This window comes from Paenibacillus sp. FSL L8-0708, from assembly GCF_038009325.1.
Classification (GTDB): Bacteria; Bacillota; Bacilli; order Paenibacillales; family Paenibacillaceae; genus Paenibacillus_AQ; species Paenibacillus_AQ odorifer.
On the sequence record NZ_JBBPBC010000001.1, the window covers coordinates 5,056,594 to 5,075,446 of the forward strand.

An 18,853-nucleotide genomic window follows, 5' to 3' on the forward strand; every position below is an offset into this window, starting at 1 on the left:
AATCTATTTATTGTATCACAAACAAAAAACCATAATACGTCCTCTCGCATTATGGTTAACTCGCATTTTTTAATTTTATACTTCTTAGTTCGTATCGGAAGCTAACAAAGAGCAAATCTCCGCATCTACAAATCTACCTTTTTCAAAAAAAGATTCGCGCAACAATCCCTCATACTTAAAGCCCGCTTTCAAAAGAGACTTCTTGGAGGCAATATTAGCCGGATCATAAAGCGCCTCAATTCGATGGAGCTTCATATGCTCAAAGCCATACGCAATAATAGCTGTCAGGACTTCCGTCATCACACCCTGCCGCCAATAAAGTGGAGATAATTCATACCCAATCTCTGCTTTGAAATTTCTGTGCGCCCAGTTATGATATCCGCACGAACCAATCATTATATTATCCTCACGCCTGGCTATTCCCCAGCGAATGCTTTGTTTGCCTTTGAAACGTTCATCCCATCTTTCGATAAGGTTGATCGCTTGCTGTATATCGGTAAAGCTATCCAGATCATAATACTGGGTCACTTCATCTTTTGAAAAATAATTATATATTTCTTTAGCATCATCCAGTGTAATTCTTCTCAAAATAAAGCGGTCTGTTTCGAGCACAGGAAATCCTTCAACGTTATCGATCATATTTTCCTTAAGTCTCCTCTCATTTCTCTAGTAGTACAGTTCGTCGTGGAAAGTGAAACTTCCTTTAGGATATAATGTATTTTATAAACTAGTGATTTTTTTCACCTTGTAATCATTTGTTCATATTGCGTTCTTAATTGCTTGATACACTTCAATCATAACGATAACTACAAAGGAGATATTCTTATGAAAAAATTGTATTACACGTCTTTTTTCTATGCAATTCTTGGTTTGATAGCCGGAGTGGCCTATCGCGAAATTACTAAAATGAATGATTTCACAGGAGATACTATATTAGTTGCGCTTCACACTCACATTCTAGTCTTAGGATTCTTTTTCTTTATTATTGCTATGATCTTAGACAAGTTATTTAATATCCATGAGGCTAAATCTTTTGGTGCATGGTACATTGTCTATAACATTGGTCTTCTAATCACGATTGGTGCAATGGCTACACGTGGAATGCTGCAAATTAACGGCAGTGATATTAGCTTCCTGCCCCATATTGCGGGACTTGGTCACGCCATTGTTGGGGCTGGAATCATCTGGCTGCTTGTGCTACTCGGTAAACGAATTAAATAATACAGAAAGAGCCGCCTGGATCACTCCAGCGGCTCTTTTAATTATCCCCTGCTTTCCGTTACGGAGCAATCCCCCATACGAGAGCATCATTCTGATAAAGCGTCACTTTATCCCAGTTAGTATAAGCAGTTTTAGTAGCATCAAAGGAGTAGTCATTGACTTCGTTAAAATTAGTCCAATCTGATTTATATATTCTGAGTTGAATATCTCCGGACTGGCCTCCAGCTGGAATGGAACCAGACGAAGAAGCAAACGAAAGTTCAACGTAAGTGTCTGCATTCGTGCCAGTGTAGTCTGCAAAGGCGACTTGAACATTATTATTGCCGATCTGTGCCCAATCAATTGTGCCATTTAACGTCTGATTACTATCTTTAGTGAAATAATAACGGATTTTAAGATCGCTTAAGTTCACTGGGGTTGTGCCGTTATTTTTAATATTAAAATAAGGTTTGATCTGATTGTCTGTCGCATTAGTATCTCCCGCCCGATACTGCAACGTCAGACTAATTGCTGCCGGAACTTGTGGAACAGCACTCGCTTGTGCCGAATTCACACTCTCTCCTGTACTATTGGTTGCGCTTACAACATAGTAATAGGTTGTTCCGTTCGTTAAGCCCGTGTTAATGTAGCTCGTTGCCGTTAGCCCTGTTGCTACAGTGGTATAAGGCCCTCCGCTTGTGGTTGCACTTTTCACAGTGTAACTAGTCGCACCACTGGATGCACTCCAGCTCAGGTTTACTTTTGCATCTCCTGCTGTCGCTACCAAATTGGTTGGCGCCGCGGGAACAGTCGCCACTGCTGCTGGAGCCGCACTCGCTTGTGTAGAATCCGCACTCTCTCCCACACTATTGGTTGCGCTTACAACATAGTAATAAGTTGTTCCGTTCGTTAGGGCGGTGTTAGTGTAGCTCGTGGTCGTTAGCCCTGCTGCTACAGTAGTGTACGGGCCTCCGCTTGTGGTTGCACTTTTCACAGTGTAGCTAGTCGCACCATTGGATGCGCTCCAGCTCAGGCTTACTTTCGCATCTCCCGCTGTCGCTACCAAGTTAGTGGGTGCCGTCGGAACAGTCGCCACCGCCGCTGGGGTCGCATTCGCTTGTCCCGAATTCACACTTTCTCCTACACTATTGGTTGCGCTTACAACATAGTAATAGGTTGTTCCGTTCGTTAAGCCTGTGTTGGTGTAGCTCGTTGTCGTTAGCCCGGTTGCTACAGTTGTGTACGGCCCTCCGCTTGTGGCCGCTCGTTTTACGGTGTAACTAGTCGCACTGCTGGATGCCGTCCAGCTCAGGCTTACTTTTGCATCTCCCGCTGTCGCTACCAAATTAGTGGGTGCCGCAGGAACTACAGTGCCCCCTCCGTTACTCAGAGGAATTACAGGGTAAGCATTCTGTACCAGCTGAACAAATTGATCATGGAACCAGTGGCCTGATACAGGCGCATTAGGTAATGCACCGGTCAGTGTGCCGCTTGAGCTGGTATAAGTCGGATCACACATTCTGTCAAAGCCCTTGCCCTCATTATTTGGAATGGCACTGCTGGAGCCATCAGATTCTCCCGGAGGTTTCACCCAGACGAATGCATCCAAATGTGAGGCTGCATAACCTGCGGGTGCTGCTTGTGGAACTTCTCCAATTCCGGCACCGCTGGCATTACACCAATTGCCGCGATGGAGACGTTTATCAATCCGACCGGAATCCGCATAAGCGTTAACGGTTGTTCCGCTTGCACTAGTCGGACGATTAGGTCCTCCCCACCCGTTACGGGAAGTATCAATAAGGAAGCCGATCGTGGAAGGCCAACCTTTTGCTACAAAACCTGAATACAAAGCTGCTGTGAAATCGGCTTCATCAAAATACGGATTCCATTCATAATAACTTGCAGAACGAAGCTGCTGGCTGCCTATCGTAAGATTCGGATCTGGAAGATTAGGTTCTACTAGTGGAGTGGTATTGGCTGTATTCGTAATGAATCCATCGACACTAGCAAGTCCAGCTGTAGTGCCTGACACAACCGAAGTAAAGAGGTCTATAGCGGGGCCACGGTTAGTATCCCATCCGAGCCAGCCGGAGTGACCAATATCCATGTAAGTATACACATTTGGAATGGCATGGAGAGCATTTAAAGTGTAACGTGTAGCATCACGGTAAATATTCGTGGAGTTAGCTTGAGCACACTGTGGTGTGCTGAGATTGGTAACTAGATTCGGAAGCGAATCCGGCTCTACGATAGTCACTATACGAATGTCACTATATTTGGGCTTTGCAAAAATACTGGCGATTACGTCAACATAATCTGATTTGTAGGTTGTCAAACCCGCTGCCGTCAGTGGCAGCTCGCCATTGGAGGCCAAAGCGTGGCAATCCCGCCCTGGCATATCATAAATTACAAATGTGGCTGTAATCGGCGTGTTGGGTTGCTTTTGCGCGAGTACGGAATCTAATGTTTCCTCAAGACTTTTTCTGCCTCCGTTTTCTGTCCCGCCATAAATTGCAGCAATTCGATCCAGCCATACGGCTGTCGGATATTTTTTAATGGTCTCCATCTTGGAAACTAAAGTACTATCGGTAACCTGAGCAATAGAGGTATCAATCAGTGCGGCATAATCAGGATTAACATATGCTGTAGCTCCTACAAACGGATTGTCAACATGCGCCTCACTGGCATACGTGGTAGAAGGAGCATATCCGGTGATAACTAAAGCCATGATCGTAAGCAATAACAACATTTGCTTCCTTAGTGCTTTTGTCATTTATTATTCTCCTTTCGACAATTAAATAAATTCGTAAATAATTTATTAATAGCCACGCGATGCTACAATTGCAGTATTCACTCCTTTAAAGAATGGTCACCTCCTCTATGCCTTACCCGCACTCATCATCACCTCCCCTCCGTTTTAAAAATCTAACAAGAGCCTAAATCCTCTAACTATTTAACATAAATATAATTTTATTTAATTTATAGAAAATTATCCCTTTTCTTGAATACTACCATATCCTATTTTTAATTAGAAGATAGTAGATGAAATAAAAGTTTAATAATGAGACTATAAGAATATTTGTTTATAAACTGGTAAATGATACAATGTGGAAGTGACAAGGTATTTTGAATTTTAAGTATTTTCAAAGTAACGCTAACAAACCTTTAAGGAGTGAAAAAAATGTCTATCGATGTTTATCTTAATTTCAATGGGAATTGTCGTGACGCAGCAGAGTTTTACGCAGAGGTGTTTGGCACTGAACGTCCACAAATCATGACCTTTGGTGAAACACCACCCGATCCCAATTTCACTCTTCCTGAGGAAGCTAAAGATTTGGTTATGCACACCCGCTTGAATATCGAAGGCAGTAATGTAATGTTTTCTGATGTTTTTCCAGGTATGCCTTTTATCGAAGGAAACAATATTAGTCTTTCCGTAGTTAGTAAGGATTTAGATAACATAAAGAAATATTTCGATAAGCTTCAAGAGGGCGGTAAAGTAGTTATGGAACTGCAAGAAACCTTCTGGAGCTCTTGTTATGGTAGTCTAAAAGATAAATTCGGCATCGACTGGCAATTCAATTATGATGACGGACGAATAAATATGTAATAAAAAAACAACGGGCATGGAGTAACTAACCTCCTGCTCGTTGTTTTTTTGTTTTTCGCTTAAATTAGTCCATAATCAAATCGTACACACTAACCTTCCGAATTCGCCGGGCAACAAGCATAGACACCGCATAAGCGACTACTAGAATGGCTGCACACAATAGCAATACTTGAGGCAAACTAACCGCCAGTTGGACATTATAAATCCCTAAACTCGAGAGCAATAGTACAAACGCTGAGTCTGAGAAAAAATACCCCCCTATGCTCCCCAAAGCTACTCCCACCACAATCACCGGAAACAGACTAAAGGTAATCTGCGTCATCAGATTAAAAGTGGTATAACCCATTCCTTTAAGAATGCCGAACTCACGTTTTCGCTTCAGAATCAAAGTCTTAATCACTAAATACAAAATCAGACTGACTACTATAATCGTCACCACAGTGATGACTGCTGTCATAGAAGATACTGCGGCAGTGAATGTACTGAGCGTACTATCAACCGTTTCTCGAATGTTAGTAATGTTCCATTGCTTAGGGAAGCGTGCTTCCAGATCCTTCACAAAAGCTTGCGCATCTCCCCCCTCTTTCAGATACACATTGATGGACAGAGGGGTGTACTCCGGTTGAAGTCTTCTCATTCCATCACCGGTCATACTCGCCACCATTCCAAGTTGGCTAATCTGCTGGCTTAAGCCAGTAACCAAATAATTCTCCGTCACACCATTAAAAGTGATCGGGACCTCGTCCCCTATTTCTGAATTTTCCAACTTTGCAATAACACCGGAAATCACAATTTCATTATCATAAATTGGCTCTCGCCCTTTGTATATGGTTTGTGTCTCCAGCTTGCTATAATCGTCAGATACCCGGAGCATAAAGCTGGTGTTTTTAATCGAAGCGACCATGCTATCCAATACAGTCAACTTTTCAACCCCTGGCATGGCTTCTAATTCTGTAAACTTCCCCTGCTGTAGGTCACCGTTTTTCGGCAATAACAAAAAGTCGCTGCGTTCTATACCTACCAGTTCTATAACGGCGGAGGTATCTCCCTTAAAGTTGAAATTCAATATAGAGCAAAAAATACTAGAAAAGGTTAATCCGGCAACGATCAATACGATCATCATATTCTGTTTCGCCTGCCTTACTAAAGCTTTAAGGCTTAAGCTGAATTGCAGATTCATCCGGGATGTTTCGAGTGGAATTGGGTTCCGCTTGAAATTGTGAGTGAGGATTCCGCTCTGCAGAGCTGTAATCGGAGTAATGTTCCGAATTCGCCGGCTCGACAGATAGGTAACAAGTAGCACTAGTCCAGAGACAATAACCAAACTAAGCACTGCACTGACCCCTTCAAAGGATATTGGCCACAGAAGTCCGATTGAAGACGAAATCATATTCCCTACCAACGGCATAACCAGCCCAGATAACCCGCCTCCCGGTATAGCTGCAATGATGGAAACAGAGGTGAACTGTAGCAGAAGCGCATTTTTAATCTGCCATGAAGTATAGCCGTTAGCTTTTAAAATACCGATGTTCGTTAAATTGTCTTCAATATGCCCCAATATTTGAAACCTGATGACAATAAGCGAGATTAGAACCATAATCAGTGCAAATACGATTAAAATGGCTGCTAAAAGATTAACAAAAACACGGTTCCCTTCGAGCCCAACCTCTGCCCGCATGACTTGAAATTGATCCGTACTTCCTGAGGCGAAAATCCGCTCACTAAGCATTTGCTCCAGCTTTACATCCTTTGAAGGATCGGTTAAATTTGCTGATAGAAAGCTGTACTGAGCTTCAGTTCCAAGACGTTCCCCCAACTGTTTATAACCTTCATCATTCAAAAATACTTTTAAAGCTCCATTAGTTAACGTCCCTAGCAACGGCTCCTCAATAAAGCCACCTATGGTATAAGAAAATGAGTTATTATCGTATACAAAAGTAAAAGTATCCCCAAGGTTATACCCCGATCCAACATGGAACAAATAAGGCAGATAGATCATATCCGCATCCTTAGATCCTAGTGGAGTCGTTGTCTTGAACAGTCCCTTGGTCCGCGGTGTATCCATGTTAAGAATTATAAAAGCTACCGTAGTGTCCGTTTGTCCGTACTTCATTTTAGCATCTGCTAACAGAATTGCTGCTTCATTCTCCCAGGATTCTGTATATGAATAACTATCCACAAGCTCCTCATACTCTTCTAGATAATCATCTTTTGGAAAATATGCACTTATTTCTGGAGTCCTTAATTCAGTCATTTTTTCTTGCTGGAAGGAATTGAGCTTCAAAATGACCGTAAGACCAATGTTCAGCAGCAGCACAGCTATCATGATAAGAATGAAGAGCGTAACCGTAGCACTTTTTCTTTTACGAATATTGGACCAAGCTAATTTTCCTATTAGGCTGCTCATCCCTACCACCCCAATTCGGTTAGAAAGGACTGTAATTGCTGCTGCCGTTCAGGTCCGTTATCTTCGCTATAAGGGGTAAGACGCAAATCTCCCACGATGACTCCATCCCGCAAATACAATATCCGATTTCCACGCAACGCGGTTCTAAGATCATGAGTAACCATAATTATACTTTGCCCTTGTCTATTCACCTCAGTAAGGACGCGCAGTACACCTATTCCTGCTGAACTATTTAACGCACCCGTCGGCTCATCGGCGAAAACCGCTTTTGGACTGTTGATCAATGCCCGGATAATCCCCGCCCGCTGAGCTTCGCCACCTGAGATTTGCGCCGGAAACTTGCCCCAGACAGAGTCATCCAGACCTACATCAGAGAGTAGCTTTTTGGCTTTTTTTACAGCCCCTGCTCTATCCTTTTGTACAAGAAAAGCACTTGATAATACATTGTCGAGGACACTCATCGTATCCAGCAGATGAATCTGCTGAAACACGAACCCACAATTCTTCCGCCGGAATATCGCAAGCTGATCATTACTCATGGCTGTGATATCCTGACCTTCAAATAGAACCTCTCCAAGTGTTGGCTTATCCATACCCGAAATGGCATACAGCAGTGTTGATTTACCAGAACCAGAGCTGCCCATGATAATCGTAAAATCACCATGATATAAGGTCAGATCCAGATTTTTCAAAACATGCTGCTGAGTTCCTCCATGGGAGAAGGTTTTTCCAAGCTTATTAGTCTGCATCAGCACTTTATTATTCACTTCGCTCATGTTGAACACTCCATTTACATTCATGCTCATTAATTGCGCTAAAAAAAATCATAGCTCTACGCGAAATATAATGGCTGCAATCACAAGCTCATTCGTAATTGCAACCTTATCGTACGTTAAATGTTCTTAACATGTCTTTGTGCAATCCTTAGCTAATTCTTAATTCTGTCCTGCTAAAGGAATTAGCAGTTTAACTGTAAATCCGTCCTCCCGATTGGAGCACAGAATGTCGCCTTGCATTTTTTGCATCATATAACGGGAAATGTACAGGCCTAGACCTGCACCATTCTGGCTCACGGCCAGACTGCCCCGAAAAAATTTATTGAATACTAAAGGCAGCTCCTCTTCAGGAACCCCGGGACCATAGTCCAGAATATCTACCTCCAGATAATGATCCGTGATCTCGAACTTAATATCTATGGGTGTGTCTGTATAGGCATATTTGTAGGAATTATTCACAACATTATCGATCACCTGCTGCAACCGCAAGGGGTCCACCGTAATGAGACAGTCAGGCACAGATGCTGCTGAAATCCGTTCATAGAAATTCACATTATTTATAATTTGGATCAGCAGGTGGCTTTGCTCTTCCGTTAAGCTGACTTTAAGTTCATTTAGTTCCTCCAAGGTCGAATGGAACATATCAGTCACCAGACGATCAATCTGATCTGCTTTGGAGTACAAAGTGTTAAGCTGTCTGCCGGTCTTCTCATCCCTTGCGCTTAATAACATCAGTTCCGTGATCGCCTTTAACGAAGCAACGGGTGTTTTAATGTCATGACTGAGACTAGCAACCAGTTCCTTTTTACTTTTATTCGCCAAATATTCGCTGTGTCTAGCCGCTGCAAGCTCTTCCCGCATCATATCAAAGCTTTCGGTAAAAGCACCAAACAGATGATTACGATCCATCTCCAGCGGCACTTCCAGATCACCTCTCGCGATATGCTTCGCGAATTGCTGCATTTTGCGGAACGGACGGAGAACCGATCGATTCAGGAACCAAATATAGAGAACGCCTAGAACTGTAAGCAGAAGCAGCATCACAATAGAAACTTGTATAAATTGTTTTTTCATATGTATAAAGATCGCACGGTAATCATTATTAATAATCACCTTCCCCACCATCTTATCCTGAACAAAAACGTCCACTAGAGTATCCCGATTATTGATGGCTTCGTTAACAGTAACGGAAATCACATTTCCCGTCTGATATTTAAGTACTCCCGTGGTATCTATAATGGCAAATTCATAAGGACTTTCCTTGTACAGCTTCGGATCAAGCTTGTCCCAGTTCTGTTCCGTGAGCTTCACAATGGTATTGATCGCCACTCTATCTGTTCCTGTCTCCACCTGCAAATTAAGAATTAGGAAGGTGAGCGCTAAACTTGCGGCAAATATAGTAAGCAGAAGGGCCAACAGCAGTTTTTTTGTCATAACTATTTGTCCTCAAAAGCATAACCGATGCCCCATACTGTACGGATGTACTGAGGATCATTAGGATTCTGCTCAATCTTCTCACGTAGATGACGGATATGTACATTTAAGGTGCCATCCCCCGCAAAAACATCTCCCCATACCTCTGTAAATAACTCCTCTTTGGGGATTACCCTATTTTTCTGCTGAATCAAATAGCTGAGCAATTTATATTCCATCGTTTTCAGCTTGAGAGCTACGCCATTAAGGCTTGCCCTCCTAAGTTCGGGGTCTATCTGGATAGGGCCGGCTTGGAGGATAGCTGCCTCCGCTATAACTTCGTTATTGTGGCGTTTAAGCACCGCCTTCACTTTTGCGAGCAGCACTCGCAGGGTATACGGCTTATGAATATAGTCATCTCCTCCGATATCAAGAGCAATCAATACATCATCTTCACTAGAGCGGGCACTAATAAACAAGATGGGAATCCCCAACGTCTGACGCAGCTCTTTGCATAACTGGAAGCCGGATTCACCGCCTAAATTAATATCAAGCAGTAACATTGAGACCTGATGCTCACGTAAAAAGCTTCGACAGGCATCAGCGCTTGTAACAAACGCGGTTTGAACATCGAACAAATTAAAATATTCGCAGGTGGTCTCCGCAAGTTCAGTTTCATCATCAATAATTAAACAATCATATCTCATGGATTTCTCTCCGCTTCAACAGAATTTAGTATTATGTTAGAATATGCCTTTAAGGAGGGGTTACCTGTGGATAAACAATCCCAGCGTCTGGAGCAATTTTTAGATAAATACGAACAAAGCTGGCCATTGAGCGGCACAGTCTTGATAGCTCAGCATGGAGAAATCAAGCTACAAAAAGCATATGGGTATGCGAATCTTGAACATCAGGTCCCGAACGCTATAGATACCAAATTCCGGATCTGGTCGCTAACCAAGTCATTCACTGGCATGGCGATTCTGATGCTAAAAGAACAAAAACGTCTGCGACTGGAAGATCCGATCTTAAAATATCTTCCTGAACAGCATGCATTCGAGGGGATGACCATCCTTCATCTGCTGGGACATACCTCGGGTATAGCCAACTACACTTCTCTACCCGAATATAATCAAAAATTAAATAAACTGAAGCTGACTCCCTTGGAGATGTTACAGCTATTTGTGAGTCAACCGCCTGCATTTATGCCCGGCACATCGTTTTCCTATAATAATTCGGGTTATTATTTATTAGGAATGATCATTGAAAAGATTACTGGCATGACATTTGAAGATTATATCACTACTTTTATATTACAGCCTCTTGGCATGGTAAATACAGGAGTTTATAACAATCAGCAAATCATTTCAAAATTAGCCTCACCTTATCATTCCTCATGGGGAGAGTATACTCAGGGTGAATACATACATATGAGCTCTATCCTGTCAGCGGGTGCCATGTATTCGACGGCTGCTGATCTTTTCCTGTGGGATCAAGCTTTATACTCCGATCAATTAGTGTCTCACGATACTCTGGAGATGGCTTTTCATTCAAGTAATCTCAAATATCGATTTGGTTGGTTCTTGGACGAACGTTATGATCGCAAAAGAATGTATCACGGTGGCGCTTATCGCGGCTTCCGAAGTGAAATGCACAGATATCCAGAAGAGCAGACAACCGTCATCATGTTGACCAATTATGATTGTGTCCCCATTACCAAGTTAACGGAATCTCTATCTGGATTAGTATTCGGTGAGCCTGCCGAAATGCCGATATTCCCGCGAGCCTTTCCACTTGATGATAGCATGTATGCTGAATATATGGGGACCTATGAGGGATTTGGCTGCAAAGCGAGCGTGGAGCGTAGGGGCCAGGACTATTATTTTGTCTGGAATGATGAAGAGGTTACACCGTTCTATCCTATCTCAGAAACAAGATTCCATCATACCAAGCATGACAGTGAATTTGAATTTAAACGAAATGAACAGGGTGAGCTTTCATTTCTGGGGATGAAAAAAAACAAACGAGTGCCGCAATAGCCATAAAATAGCTACTGGGCACCCGCCTTTTTTCAGCTAAGGCCTAAGCCTTGGCCAAAATTATAAATTGCGTGAGCATCACGATTACCGCTGAAGACACTCCCAGCGAATTAATGATTGTTAAAGCATTTGGATAACTTTCTTTCCGAAATTGTGAGAACAAAGACACCGTCCATAACACGCTGAAAAATAACGACGACAACCCAGATACAGCTTCACTATCAATTCGTCTGCTCCGGAGAAACAATCCGGCAAGGGTGGCGACAGTATAAACAATATATATTACTAGCTCTATCGATGTGATAACGATCGCCTCGCCGGCAGAGAACAAACGCATTAACAAGTATTGAAAACCTAAACAGATAAACACAAGCTGGTTAAAAGATAGTCTCTTCACTCTCATAGCTTAGCTCCTTTAGGATATATTTTCATAAAAGACAACGCTTACATTGTACTAGTGATTGAATATATCTTCTGTGACTTTCCATACCCTGCCAAATATTAGTCAGATAATATCCTCACATACAAAAAAGGAAGTACACTTTGCGAAAAAAAATCCGCAAGGCATACTTCCTTTTTTTTACGATTCGATTGTAGATTTAGACGGAATGGGACATCTTAGTTCCAAAATAGAATGAACAGTGGATTTATAAGATGTTTTCTTAAAATTAGGAGGTCATTGCTGTGAGAAACAAACAATCCATTGTCTTCGTGACCATACCATTATCCGAGATCAAGAAGTTCATCCTTATTGATATTGTTGCTGGATGGGTCTTTTATTTTGCTATAAAATTCCCCTTCCATTCCTTAATTGCCGCCTCTGCCGGAAGCATGTTTGGTCCTATCCTCATACGCCAATCCATGAAGTTAGTTCAAAATCGCGCCAAGGTTTAAGGTTTTAAGAACTGCTCAATCTGTTTTTTATGATGCTTATCATGTGGGATAAAACTTCTCAAGTACTTGCGAACGCTGAATTTTTTGCGATCTCCATCCTTATATTCATGATTGAATTCATCTTCCGTTAAGCCTACAGCTGCATCTATGATTTTAGTTCTATAACGTACAAATTGTTCAATTAATGTTTGTTCAGATAATAATTTAGCATATTCTACAGCGTTAGCATTAAACTCGTTAAAATCCAAATGCTTGGTTGTGATCGGTTCCCGGAGAATTATTTTCTTAATCGCACCTTCATAAAAATATTTATCCCATAACATGAGATGACAGATGATATCCTTTAAAGTCCATTTACCAGCTGCAATAGGCTGATTCCAATGTTTGTCTGATACTTCACCTAAAGATTCTACGAACGGGATGAGGGACTTAAATTCGAGTAACATTTGCTCATTTGTTTTTGCAGCCAGAGAGATCAACCTCCACATGAAAAATAAAATAATTCAGTCACAACATCTATGCTGCGTCATCCGCAGAAGCTGCGGCCAGATCCGTATCGGTAGAGTCAGGATTCAGCCAAATCTCAATCAACTCATGGGTACGCTTCACATCATTTTCGTCAAGCATGTAATACCATTGATCCTTCCGTCTGCCCTCACCCTGCAACATATGGCTTGTGATCTCAGGAGTACCCCCTTCAAGAATTACTCTTTTCGCCAAATCAAGAATAAAGTCTGACTTCATATTGGTTTGGAAATTACTGCCTGCTATTTCGATGATTTTCTGTATATTAAGGATATTATCTACTCTCTTCATCCGTTCAAGCGCAGATTTCAAAAAGATCCGCTGCCGCTCCGTTCGTTTAAAATCAGAATCCTCGCGGTATCTTACATACATTAATGCTTCAGCGCCAGAATAAATCGGTTTGTTCGGTTCAATTCTTAATTTCTCATGATCCGGGCTCTTGTTCTCAATCACCTTGGTAATCGGAAGTTCAACACCCCCTAGAGCATCTGTAACGCCCACAAGACCGTTAAAATTAATAGTAGCGTAATATTCGATAGGCGCGTTTAATAAATTTTTAACGGTGTCTACACTCATCTGAGGACCGCCATAGGAATGAGCTGCATTAATCTTGGTTTCTTTCCTAGCTCCTTTAACCTTTTCCGCTCCGATAATTTCTGCATAGGAATCACGAGGGATCGACACGAACAATACTTTATGATCAACTGGCCGGATCACAGTATATATAATCGAATCAGAAAGCCCGTTCTCTTTTCCCCGCTGATCAGTACCCAATAGGAGGATAGAAAATGGACGATCCTTGTTATCCGCCGTTGGCTGTAATCCGGGAGCTTCAGCGTTTTCATTATTTTCTAAAGGAACGTATGATCCATCAAGCGTGTGTTCAATAGTCGGAGCCACAACATTATTAAATCCGAAAATCAGCAGTTCTTTACGAAAAACATAAGATCCTAGCCCAGCAATAAGTACGATAGCAAGCGTAAATAACCAGATCTTTTTTTTCTTGCTGGTCTTAGTTTTCTTCTTCACCTTTTTTTTCTCAATTCTACTTAAAGAAAATGAAGAAGCTGAATGGGTAGTCTGTTTATTTTTCATTCGGATCCTTAACCCTTCCTGATGACGGATTCTACCAGCCGATAATAGGGAATCATGTAGGTTGTCTCAAAGCCTAATCTATGCGCTAAGTTGAAAGAACCCTGGTTATCCAGACGACACGCCCACACCGGCTCAAGCTGATGTTCTAGACAGTATTCTATTAAGGCTGAACAGACCGCGTAGGCATAGCCCTTCCCCCGATGTGCTTCTGAGGTTTCTATGCCAATTTCCAGTTGATGCTCATTAACAAAACCCGAAAATGCCGTAGAGGCAATTTCCCCAGCGTCAAGAATATTGAAGCCCAGCCCCTCAGCAATAAATTGCTCTTCATTCCTCCAAAACGCCTTAGGATTGACACCTCCTGTTGCCGCCAAAAACCGTTCTTTGTTCATTCGCACCACTTCAAGGTCTTGGCTAAGATAAGAAGCTTTCTGTTTCAGATATTTCTCGCGGTTAAAGCTGAAGTTGACCCTTGTATTTCTATGGAGCATTTCCTGTTCACTCCAATAAGCGATAACTTCCGGCCAGCCTCCCGCTGGATCAGCCTGCAGCAACTCTTGATGATGCCGAATCATATTTTTATTGGTTATGTAATCAAAAAGATCGCGCTTAAACTCTTCATTATCCGACTCTCCAATTAATAAAGACATTCCACAAGGGTGAGCAATGTAAAAAGCACGCGGGTTAACGATATCGTCAACATATACGCTGCCAGGTATGACTTGTTTAACCACGGACTCAGCAAACATCGTATTTATTTTCACTTTTCCTAAAGGCTCAATAGCTTTGTAATAATCTTTACGCTCTAGTCGTTTCATAATTTTCTCCTTAGATCTCACGTAATGTTTTGATAGATAACCACCAGTATGTGAGGATATTTTTTTGCTGGATGACACTGTTACCTAAAATATCCCATTATTATAGACGATCTTAGGGTCGATAAGTTTCTATTTATAAGAAATTTGTGAGACAAAAAAAGACCATATCCTATCAAGGATTGGTCTACCCTATTTATTAATGATGATCTTAGGTTTTTTTCACAATCATATCGATCTCACTCTTCAGTAAAAGATATCTGACGACACTTCTCATGATCGGAACTTTAGTCAACTTATGCTGATCTACATAACTTTTCATTTGGTCTTTAGACAGCCCGAGCAAGCTTCCCGCTTCAGACACCGTCAATACTTCCTTGTTACTTGTAGCGTTAAAGGTTTTCTTAACTTTTAAATTCCAGTCTTCAAACACCTGCATTTACATCCGCCACCTTTCTATAAAAAAATCCCCAAACGATACGTTTGGGGATTCATTTTACTACTTACAGTTTTACAACATTCTCAGCTTGTTGACCACGATTACCTTGAACCACGTTAAATTCTACACGTTGTCCTTCATCCAGGGACTTGAATCCGTCACCAGTAATTGCGCTGAAATGTACGAATACATCTTCTCCACCTTCAACCTCGATAAAACCAAAACCTTTGTCTGCGTTAAACCATTTCACTGTTCCTGTTTGCATAATATAATTACCACCTTATTTTTATTTACATGTTATTCTTATCCTCAAAAAATCTCTAAAAAAATAAAAATTCACATATGGTACAAGGTTATTAACGTCTAAAGAATAACCCTCTACGCTATGTGAATTCGCCAGGTAAATACTTTCGATAGATTGATTATAACACAGCTAACACCAAATAGATACTCTTCTGCATTATGAAGAAAATGGGAAGAAAGAAGGAGCTGTGCCATAAGTGATTCTACGAGCGGAGACTGACCTCCTCACTTTCAAAATCCTAAAATCAACAAAACAGCGATTTTTGGTCATTCGCGGCCTGCTGCGACTACACATTCATTATCCTACGGGGCTTTCGGACTCGGTAGACGTTATTTACATGTTTTTATTCTTTACCGCTAGATTTCGGACTCCAGTGACGCTATTCCTTGGAAAGAGGCTCATAATAAGCATTTTTCAGGCCAATAGCTGCACTGGAGTCCGATAACATTCCAAATATCGGATAATCGTACGTTTAAGGACCACTGTGTCCGTTAGCAGGTTACTAAGCGTATTTTCCAGTGACTAAACATGTGCTTTCGACACAGCAGTCATTTTCATAGTTTTAGGTGCCAGCCCTTCTCTATATTTGAAAAGGGAATCTAAATTTTAAAGTAAGATAATTTATCCAACAGGTCTTGCACCATTGAGCTGAGTGACTCCGACGAGGCTGAGATCTCTTCCATAGAAGCAAGCTGCTCCTCAGAGGCTGCTGCCACACTTTGGGAGTCAGAGGAAGCTTCCGAAGCAAGATCGGCTAATTGTTTAACGGTAACTGAAATTTGCTCCGTTCCCGCGGTCATCTGCTGTGCAGCTGCTGAGACCTCTTGGATCTGATCGGTTACCTGTGTCATCTCTGTCAGAATCGACGTAAATAAAAGATCACTATCAGATACACTCTGCACACCAAGAATTACTTTTTCATTGCCGACAGCCATCGCTTGTGAAGCTTGATTAGTATCTTGCACCACATCTTCAACCAAAGCAGTAACTTGTTCGGCAGCTTTTTTAGTCTGATCTGCCAGCATGCGAATTTCTGAGGCCACCACCGCAAAACCTCGGCCATGTTCACCCACTCTGGACGCCTCAATAGCCGCATTTAGTGCCAACAGATTGGTCTGTTTACTTATGTTCGAAATCAAGCCGATAATCCCGCTGATCTGAGCAGATCGTTCGCCTAAACGTTCAATCGCCAGACTCGTCTCATCTACAGACAGCTTTAACTCCGACATTTGATTCACTGCCATTTGCAGCTGGGCACTGCCCTTTTTCGTCTGATCGGTAACTTCATCTGCAGATGCAGATACCGATGACGAAGAGTCAGCAATCCGTTGCACTCCAACATTCAGCTCGCTCATCGCCATTGAAGAATCACCCGCATAATCATTCTGCAGCTGCGCTCCTTCGGCTACTCGTCCGATTGCCACAGCAATTTGTTCAGCAGCTTTCCCAGTCTGCTCAGCGTTAGCTGTCAGCTCTTCAGAGGTAGCTCCGACGGACATTGATAGATCAGCGACAAGTCCAAACATTTCTCGAAGCTTATGGGTCATATGATTAAAATGTGTAGCCATTTTGCCGAATTCATCATCATTTCGAACCTGCAGGGTTTGAGTCAAATCCCCCTGAGACATCAGCTGCAATTTCTCAGATAACAAGCGAAGCGGTTTAACTACCATCAACCATAGTTGAAGACCAACAATAACAGCTAAAATCAAAATCCCAATAATCATAATGATAAAAAATTCTGTTTTAGCTTGTTCATAATCAGCCATGATAACATCCTTAGAGATCGCTGTCTGTGTGTACCAGACCTGGTCACTTCCAGGCATTGGTATCGGAACAAAAGTCCGCAGCACGTCTTCTCCCTTGGAATTTATCGTGTATCCCAGTTTGGCCTCCCCATTCTTCACACGCTTCCACAGTACTGTTTTATCTTCTGTATCACCGAATTCTTTGAGTACACTTTGAGGATCATTTGGGTTGGCTGCATATTTGCCATTACCAGTGATTAAAGAAACATAACCTCCCAGAGGTTTATAGTTAACGGCTTCTTCCTGCAATTGGGTTAACGAAACATCGAACCCTACAGTCCCCAGAAATGCACCCGTTTTATCCAAAATTGGCAGCATGACCGAAATCATCTCTATAGCTCCACCAGTCGTCTCATAGGAGTAGGGTTCAATATATACCGGTTTTTTCTCTTTTTTTGGTAAAAGGTAATAATCACCCGCACCTTCTACATCATAATTCTTTAAGGGTTCAACCTTTATTGCACCTTGATTTCTAAAGACATAAGGAATAAAACGCCCCGTACCATCATCATATGGCATCTTATTTATATTAGCCTGATCGTTCTGATCAAAAGCATTGGGTTCCCATAATATGCTCATCCCAAAAATTTCTGGTCTGTGCTCAAGCATAGTTTTCATTGTAGAAACAACATCTTCACGGTCCAAGGTTTGACGTTCTCTTGATTCAAGGAGTACTTCAGCGAGCGCTTCACCCGTCGACTGAATGTCTATCATTCTATTCTGAATGGTCTCCGCATAACTTTTTCCTGCGACCTCTGCCTGAAGTTCACCGTTGGATATGCTCACACTACGCAGATTAGCCAGGTTTGCGACTAAACTAAAGAAAAAGATCACAATAATTACTAAACTTACCACCATAACAAATTTAAACGTTAATGAAAGCCTTCGATACAATGCCATCTGAACAACTCCACTCTAGGATAATATATCTTTAATCGACAAAATACGACCTCTATTCAATAGGACTTATTACCTATAATTCAAGGGGTGAAAATTTAAAATTCTATCCATTCCAAAAGTATGTTTAAATAAAAGTAGCCTAATCAAAAAATAACATAATACAAAGGAGTTCATGCCGATGGAAATATCCTCTTTTTTGTTGCCAAAAGATCAAGTCGCCTATATCACTAACTCACTATCCATGCTGGAAGCCTTAGAACAATTAGAACAGCACCATTACACGGCTATCCCTATTATTGATAATGAAGGAAAATATGTAGGAACACTTTCGGAGGGTGATCTATTGTGGAAGCTGAAAAACACAGCAGATTTAACCTTTGACAATATAGGGGAAGTTCCAGTAAGCGACATCCAAAAGCATGTTCATAACGAAAGTGTTCTCATTAATGCAGAAATGGAGGATATGCTGACGCTCGCTGCGGATCAGAATTTCGTTCCTGTGATTGATAATGAGGGTGTATTTGTTGGAATTATTAGGAGAAAAGATATCATTGAATATTACACTCGCAACATTACAGATTAATAAAAAATGACCAATCTCCATTACGGAGACTGGTCATTTTATTTT

The 18,853-nt window shown here is 41.7% G+C and carries 18 protein-coding genes; 5 read left to right on the forward strand and 13 right to left on the reverse strand.

Annotation, left to right across the window (positions count from 1 at the left end):
* Nucleotides 1-84 precede the first annotated feature (84 nt).
* A complete protein-coding gene (locus NYE58_RS24180) occupies nucleotides 85-639 on the reverse strand; it encodes a GNAT family N-acetyltransferase (RefSeq protein ID WP_081387401.1) in 555 nt (184 codons plus the stop codon).
* Between the two features lie 186 nt (nucleotides 640-825).
* Between NYE58_RS24180 and NYE58_RS24185 the strand changes: the two genes are divergently transcribed.
* On the forward strand, nucleotides 826-1,221 hold the full coding sequence (locus NYE58_RS24185; protein ID WP_076129897.1) for a DUF2871 domain-containing protein: 396 nt from the start codon (nucleotides 826-828) through the stop codon (nucleotides 1,219-1,221).
* A 58-nt stretch (nucleotides 1,222-1,279) separates the two neighbouring features.
* Here the strand turns inward: NYE58_RS24185 and NYE58_RS24190 are convergent, their stop codons facing one another.
* On the reverse strand, nucleotides 1,280-3,973 hold the full coding sequence (locus tag NYE58_RS24190; RefSeq protein ID WP_081387400.1) for a glycoside hydrolase family 6 protein: 2,694 nt from the start codon (nucleotides 3,971-3,973) through the stop codon (nucleotides 1,280-1,282).
* Between the two features lie 408 nt (nucleotides 3,974-4,381).
* Between NYE58_RS24190 and NYE58_RS24195 the strand changes: the two genes are divergently transcribed.
* Nucleotides 4,382-4,810 (forward strand): VOC family protein, encoded by a 429-nt coding sequence (locus NYE58_RS24195; protein WP_076183122.1) that lies wholly within the window; start codon nucleotides 4,382-4,384, stop codon nucleotides 4,808-4,810.
* Between the two features lie 64 nt (nucleotides 4,811-4,874).
* On the opposite strand, the gene NYE58_RS24200 is transcribed toward NYE58_RS24195, so the two are convergent.
* The 4 genes from NYE58_RS24200 to NYE58_RS24215 all read right to left on the reverse strand — a co-directional run bounded on the left by NYE58_RS24200 (nucleotide 4,875) and on the right by NYE58_RS24215 (nucleotide 10,113).
* The gene (locus tag NYE58_RS24200) at nucleotides 4,875-7,217 is read right to left on the reverse strand and encodes an ABC transporter permease (protein ID WP_341003207.1); all 2,343 of its coding nucleotides are present in this window, start codon (nucleotides 7,215-7,217) and stop codon (nucleotides 4,875-4,877) included.
* Nucleotides 7,218-7,219: 2 nt separating this feature from the next.
* Nucleotides 7,220-7,993, reverse strand: coding sequence for an ABC transporter ATP-binding protein (locus NYE58_RS24205; protein ID WP_341003209.1), 774 nt, complete (start codon nucleotides 7,991-7,993; stop codon nucleotides 7,220-7,222).
* A 159-nt stretch (nucleotides 7,994-8,152) separates the two neighbouring features.
* Complete coding sequence (locus tag NYE58_RS24210; RefSeq protein ID WP_076218475.1) at nucleotides 8,153-9,427, reverse strand: HAMP domain-containing sensor histidine kinase; 1,275 nt, start codon at nucleotides 9,425-9,427, stop codon at nucleotides 8,153-8,155.
* A 2-nt stretch (nucleotides 9,428-9,429) separates the two neighbouring features.
* Nucleotides 9,430-10,113, reverse strand: a complete 684-nt coding sequence (locus NYE58_RS24215; RefSeq protein ID WP_076218474.1) for a response regulator transcription factor — start codon at nucleotides 10,111-10,113, stop codon at nucleotides 9,430-9,432.
* A gap of 66 nt (nucleotides 10,114-10,179) precedes the next feature.
* On the opposite strand from NYE58_RS24215, the gene NYE58_RS24220 reads away from it, so the two are divergent.
* Complete coding sequence (locus NYE58_RS24220) at nucleotides 10,180-11,445, forward strand: serine hydrolase domain-containing protein (RefSeq protein ID WP_076276075.1); 1,266 nt, start codon at nucleotides 10,180-10,182, stop codon at nucleotides 11,443-11,445.
* A gap of 43 nt (nucleotides 11,446-11,488) precedes the next feature.
* On the opposite strand, the gene NYE58_RS24225 is transcribed toward NYE58_RS24220, so the two are convergent.
* Complete coding sequence (locus NYE58_RS24225) at nucleotides 11,489-11,848, reverse strand: hypothetical protein (RefSeq protein WP_036685802.1); 360 nt, start codon at nucleotides 11,846-11,848, stop codon at nucleotides 11,489-11,491.
* A gap of 281 nt (nucleotides 11,849-12,129) precedes the next feature.
* Here NYE58_RS24225 and NYE58_RS24230 point away from each other — a divergent pair, with 281 nt between their 5' ends.
* Complete coding sequence (locus NYE58_RS24230; RefSeq protein WP_036685800.1) at nucleotides 12,130-12,339, forward strand: hypothetical protein; 210 nt, start codon at nucleotides 12,130-12,132, stop codon at nucleotides 12,337-12,339.
* Here the strand turns inward: NYE58_RS24230 and NYE58_RS24235 are convergent.
* The 6 genes from NYE58_RS24235 to NYE58_RS24260 form a co-directional block, all read right to left on the reverse strand.
* Nucleotides 12,336-12,818: a DinB family protein gene (locus NYE58_RS24235; RefSeq protein WP_179086982.1), complete on the reverse strand. Its 483-nt coding sequence runs from the start codon at nucleotides 12,816-12,818 to the stop codon at nucleotides 12,336-12,338. The two genes, NYE58_RS24230 and NYE58_RS24235, sit on opposite strands and share 4 nt — an antisense overlap.
* A gap of 37 nt (nucleotides 12,819-12,855) precedes the next feature.
* Nucleotides 12,856-13,959, reverse strand: a complete 1,104-nt coding sequence (locus NYE58_RS24240; RefSeq protein WP_081387120.1) for an LCP family protein — start codon at nucleotides 13,957-13,959, stop codon at nucleotides 12,856-12,858.
* 8 nt (nucleotides 13,960-13,967) lie between these two features.
* Entirely contained in the window at nucleotides 13,968-14,777 is an 810-nt protein-coding gene (locus NYE58_RS24245; protein ID WP_341003214.1) for a GNAT family N-acetyltransferase, read from the reverse strand.
* Nucleotides 14,778-14,985: 208 nt separating this feature from the next.
* The gene (locus NYE58_RS24250) at nucleotides 14,986-15,213 is read right to left on the reverse strand and encodes a hypothetical protein (RefSeq protein ID WP_038572358.1); all 228 of its coding nucleotides are present in this window, start codon (nucleotides 15,211-15,213) and stop codon (nucleotides 14,986-14,988) included.
* A gap of 64 nt (nucleotides 15,214-15,277) precedes the next feature.
* On the reverse strand, nucleotides 15,278-15,478 hold the full coding sequence (locus tag NYE58_RS24255) for a cold-shock protein (protein ID WP_036685790.1): 201 nt from the start codon (nucleotides 15,476-15,478) through the stop codon (nucleotides 15,278-15,280).
* A gap of 638 nt (nucleotides 15,479-16,116) precedes the next feature.
* Nucleotides 16,117-18,183: a methyl-accepting chemotaxis protein gene (locus NYE58_RS24260; protein WP_341003216.1), complete on the reverse strand. Its 2,067-nt coding sequence runs from the start codon at nucleotides 18,181-18,183 to the stop codon at nucleotides 16,117-16,119.
* Nucleotides 18,184-18,403: 220 nt separating this feature from the next.
* On the opposite strand from NYE58_RS24260, the gene NYE58_RS24265 reads away from it, so the two are divergent.
* On the forward strand, nucleotides 18,404-18,808 hold the full coding sequence (locus tag NYE58_RS24265) for a CBS domain-containing protein (protein ID WP_038572361.1): 405 nt from the start codon (nucleotides 18,404-18,406) through the stop codon (nucleotides 18,806-18,808).
* Nucleotides 18,809-18,853 lie beyond the last annotated feature (45 nt).

Excerpts from the sequence above, each read along its gene's own strand:
- NYE58_RS24250 (WP_038572358.1), bottom strand. The coding sequence starts at position 15,213 with ATGCAGGTGTTTGAAGACTGGAATTTAAAAGTTAAGAAAACCTTTAAC.
- NYE58_RS24265 (WP_038572361.1), top strand. The coding sequence starts at position 18,404 with ATGGAAATATCCTCTTTTTTGTTGCCAAAAGATCAAGTCGCCTATATC.
- NYE58_RS24255 (WP_036685790.1), bottom strand. The coding sequence starts at position 15,478 with ATGCAAACAGGAACAGTGAAATGGTTTAACGCAGACAAAGGTTTTGGT.
- NYE58_RS24205 (WP_341003209.1), bottom strand. The coding sequence starts at position 7,993 with ATGAGCGAAGTGAATAATAAAGTGCTGATGCAGACTAATAAGCTTGGA.
- NYE58_RS24260 (WP_341003216.1), bottom strand. The coding sequence starts at position 18,183 with ATGGTGGTAAGTTTAGTAATTATTGTGATCTTTTTCTTTAGTTTAGTC.
- NYE58_RS24245 (WP_341003214.1), bottom strand. The coding sequence starts at position 14,777 with ATGAAACGACTAGAGCGTAAAGATTATTACAAAGCTATTGAGCCTTTA.
- NYE58_RS24190 (WP_081387400.1), bottom strand. The coding sequence starts at position 3,973 with ATGACAAAAGCACTAAGGAAGCAAATGTTGTTATTGCTTACGATCATG.
- NYE58_RS24185 (WP_076129897.1), top strand. The coding sequence starts at position 826 with ATGAAAAAATTGTATTACACGTCTTTTTTCTATGCAATTCTTGGTTTG.
- NYE58_RS24195 (WP_076183122.1), top strand. The coding sequence starts at position 4,382 with ATGTCTATCGATGTTTATCTTAATTTCAATGGGAATTGTCGTGACGCA.
- NYE58_RS24225 (WP_036685802.1), bottom strand. The coding sequence starts at position 11,848 with ATGAGAGTGAAGAGACTATCTTTTAACCAGCTTGTGTTTATCTGTTTA.
- NYE58_RS24200 (WP_341003207.1), bottom strand. The coding sequence starts at position 7,217 with ATGAGCAGCCTAATAGGAAAATTAGCTTGGTCCAATATTCGTAAAAGA.
- NYE58_RS24210 (WP_076218475.1), bottom strand. The coding sequence starts at position 9,427 with ATGACAAAAAAACTGCTGTTGGCCCTTCTGCTTACTATATTTGCCGCA.
- NYE58_RS24240 (WP_081387120.1), bottom strand. The coding sequence starts at position 13,959 with ATGAAAAATAAACAGACTACCCATTCAGCTTCTTCATTTTCTTTAAGT.
- NYE58_RS24180 (WP_081387401.1), bottom strand. The coding sequence starts at position 639 with ATGATCGATAACGTTGAAGGATTTCCTGTGCTCGAAACAGACCGCTTT.
- NYE58_RS24215 (WP_076218474.1), bottom strand. The coding sequence starts at position 10,113 with ATGAGATATGATTGTTTAATTATTGATGATGAAACTGAACTTGCGGAG.